Consider the following 3,306-nt stretch of genomic DNA (forward strand, 5'->3'; position numbering starts at 1 on the left):
TTTTTAAAGCGAGAAAGCATGATCTCTACCAGGATGGCATTCATATTTCCAACAAATGCATGAAATGCAAGTGTCATCTAATCAGAGGATAACAAAAGGCAATGAAATTCTAAGATATTTAAAGCATTTTGAAGAAAATCTTAATTTATAGAGGGAGGTGTGCCTGTGAAAGATGATCAATGGTTGGAAGCAAGAGCACATGGGGACCCTATGTTTCCGTGTAACGTCTATAGGGTCAAAGAGGTGAATGGACAGGTGATTATCCATTGCCATTGGCATCATGAAATGGAATGGATTTATATGGAGGCAGGGGAAGCTGAGTTTCAGATCGGTACCAAGATGACCACGGTAAGAGCAGGGGAAGGACTTTTTATTCCGAGCGGTCACCTGCACGGGGCGTATCCGGTCTCGGACAAACCGTTCTCTTTATATGCTACGGTCGTTCACCCTGACTTTATCAGTAGTTTTGGTTATGATTTAATCCAGAGTCGCTATATAGACCCTTTTAAAGACAGTGAACGAACCGGACCGATAAAACTTTGCCCCACCCACTATTGGATGAGCGATATGCTCACGATGTTGCAGGCGACGATTAGCCAATTTCAGCAAAAAGAAGAGGGCTATGAACTTGTCATTAAAGCAAATCTTCTTCAGATGATGGCGGAATTGGTGAAGCATTTTCCTAGAACTGAGGAACAGAAAACAGGCACACCTCAGCAAATTCGTCAAATAAAAAAAGTGCTTCAATTTATTGATGAACATTATGATGAGAAACTTACGATTAAACAGTTAGCCAATCTCGTTCAAATGAGTGAAGGCCATTTTAGCCGATTTTTTAAATCAATCGTTCGGATGACGGCTGTGGAGTATATTCATACGCAACGATTAAATAAAGCCGCTCGTCTTCTGCGAGAAACGGATCGAACAATTATGGACATTTCCATGTCAGTTGGCTTCGACCATCCTAGCTACTTTATTAAACTGTTTAAGCGACATAAACGTTGTACACCATCTGAGTTTCGCCGCATAGGGCTTCCGACCTTTAGCGAAAATATGAAAACATGAATGGATTTTTTGACTAAATAAAACATGGAATCCGTACATGAAGATTGCTAAACTAAACGTAATTTCGTAAGCGCTTACTTTTTTGAGAAGGTGACCTTGTGAATTGAGGAAAATTTAACGAAGAGCAGTGGTGGAGAGAGGGGGAATAGTAAAAATGAACGGGCTATTTAGCGGCTTGTACAAACTATCCACGTTTATAACCCGCTTCGCCTATACGAATCTTATTTGGATCTTTTTTAATGCACCGGTCGTCTATTTACTATTACATTTGATCGTCACCGATGCAAAAAACATGAACCATTTGCTCGCGATAACCGCTTGTTTACTTCCATTTGTGTTTTTCCCAGCAACGACTGCTTTGTACGGTGTAGTCCGAAGATGGATTATCAAAGAGAACGATTCCGGTCTGCTTATCACTTTTGGAGTCTCTATAAAGAAAATTATCGGAAAAGTGTGACAGGAGGGGTTTTTCTCGTCATCTTTTGGGGAGCTTGGCTGGTGAACTATGTTCAGCTCATCCAATCGTTATCCGGTCTCATTCTCATTGTGTACCTGTTGCTTACAGGTCTATTTATTACATGGACTGCTTATTTTTTCTCCTATATCGTCCATTTTGAGCGTGGGGTGATTCCTGCATTAACGAATGCCCTCATGTTGGCGGTCTCTCATCCAATTTCCACAGCAGCCGTTGCGGGCCTTCACATGGCTTTATTCTACTTAAGTCTCGGGCAGCTTTATCTGATCGCAAGCGTAGGCGGCTCTCTCGTTGCCTATTGTGGGTTTTTCTATTTTTACCAGGCCGTTCAAAAAACAATTCGCGTACAACATGTAAGAAAAGAGGCAAAAGGTGAAAAGTCGTACTGATTTTTTTTCAAATTTTAATCGTATGATCGTGCAAATTTTACTTTTACACTAAAGAAAACTTATGTGGAGAGAGGGATCATGATGAAAATATACGCAAGCGATGAGCAGTTTGAAGAAGAAGAGCTTCATGCGTGTGCAGGTAGTAAAGTGGTTAATCTAGTCGACATTCATGAATCGTATCAGTCAGCGAAGCGACTGTACGAAAAGAAATTTTTCGTAGAGAAAGGACGTTTGTTTACCGCTGATCAGCTCGTTGACCGAAGCAAGCCGGAAGCACCGGAGTTTTCGCTTGAATCATATGCTGACCGGCTCTATTATTCTATCGATATCGGCAATATGCAAGGCTGTGTGGCGATCATAGAGGAGCTAAAGAATGTTGTAATCGTTCATCTACAAGAAGAAAAAGAAATCAAAGTTGCCTTATTTCAACTATATTCGAATATCCTGCATCAGCTTGTCCGTTCACATCCAAATATGGAAGGGGTACTTGAGCCGCTCGTAATGAATGCTGGTGACATTTATCAGTTTGAACATTTACCAGGCATTATGGCATTCCTTACGAAGCAATTAAAGTACGTCATTGATTGCATGGATAATGGTCAGCCAGACCTGCTCCTGAGAAAAATGATTGCGTTAATCCATAAAGATTATGCGAAAAATTTACGGCTCGAAACACTCGCAAGCGTTTTTAATTATAATCGTGCTTATTTAGGAAAGCTTTTTAAAAATTACACCGGTGAGTACTTTAATACTTATCCTGATAAGGTACGAATTGAGAATGGAAAAAGGTTGTTGCAAAAAGGCTATAAAGTATCCTGGATTATTCATAAAAAACCTTTAATGCCCAAATAATGCTTATCTATCAAGTAATTGAGCTAAATGGTCCATGCATCAAATAAATGAAAAAAGAATCCATTTCTGATATGGTTAAAACAACTACGAAATAACCACAGAAAGGATTCTTATAATGGCTACTTTACCGCAATTAACACTAGATTTCAATCGTCAAATTAAATTATCAACTGATGGAGGCTCTCTTTCTTCTGATACAGGTGAATTCGTTTTTCGAGAGTTTGATGAAAAAATCGGATTCTCTGATACTCTTGTTCAACATCTGCATCTGAACGACGAGAGAAAATACCATGTTCATTCAAATGAAAATCTACTTCGTCAAAAGCTTTATCAACTCATCGCTGGTTATGCTGAGGATGATGCGGCCGATCAATTGACGAATGATCCTGTTTTCACCCAAATGATTGGGACTGACTCCTTAGCTTCTCAACCAAGTTTATCTCGCTTTTATACACGATTTGATCATGAGTCCATTGAACAATTACATCACGCTAACCAAGAACTTTTAGATAAAGTACATGAACT

Annotated in this window: 5 protein-coding genes; all 5 read left to right on the plus strand. The window is 39.6% G+C overall.

Annotated elements, in window-relative coordinates; all coding sequences use genetic code 11:
- Positions 1–165 precede the first annotated feature (165 nt).
- Positions 166–1,065: a helix-turn-helix transcriptional regulator gene (locus E2L07_RS20025; protein ID WP_010898066.1), complete on the plus strand. Its 900-nt coding sequence runs from the start codon at positions 166–168 to the stop codon at positions 1,063–1,065.
- A gap of 154 nt (positions 1,066–1,219) precedes the next feature.
- Positions 1,220–1,522, plus strand: a complete 303-nt coding sequence (locus E2L07_RS20030) for a DUF624 domain-containing protein (protein ID WP_134230477.1) — start codon at positions 1,220–1,222, stop codon at positions 1,520–1,522.
- Entirely contained in the window at positions 1,444–1,929 is a 486-nt protein-coding gene (locus E2L07_RS20035; RefSeq protein ID WP_420897823.1) for a YesL family protein, read from the plus strand. Before E2L07_RS20030 ends, E2L07_RS20035 begins: the two co-directional genes overlap by 79 nt.
- Positions 1,930–2,007: 78 nt before the next feature.
- On the plus strand, positions 2,008–2,781 hold the full coding sequence (locus tag E2L07_RS20040) for a helix-turn-helix domain-containing protein (protein WP_134230479.1): 774 nt from the start codon (positions 2,008–2,010) through the stop codon (positions 2,779–2,781).
- Positions 2,782–2,896: 115 nt separating this feature from the next.
- Positions 2,897–3,306 (plus strand): transposase (locus E2L07_RS20045; protein WP_208402094.1); only part of this gene is annotated, 410 nt, incomplete at its 3' end.

Source organism: Halalkalibacterium halodurans (assembly GCF_004376175.1).
In the GTDB taxonomy this organism is placed as follows: domain Bacteria; phylum Bacillota; class Bacilli; order Bacillales; family Bacillaceae_D; genus Halalkalibacterium; species Halalkalibacterium halodurans.

Bases quoted from the DNA above. Each gene is read 5' to 3' on its own strand.
- E2L07_RS20030 (WP_134230477.1), top strand. From the start codon at position 1,220: ATGAACGGGCTATTTAGCGGCTTGTACAAACTATCCACGTTTATAACC.
- E2L07_RS20035 (WP_420897823.1), top strand. From the start codon at position 1,444: ATGGATTATCAAAGAGAACGATTCCGGTCTGCTTATCACTTTTGGAGT.
- E2L07_RS20040 (WP_134230479.1), top strand. From the start codon at position 2,008: ATGATGAAAATATACGCAAGCGATGAGCAGTTTGAAGAAGAAGAGCTT.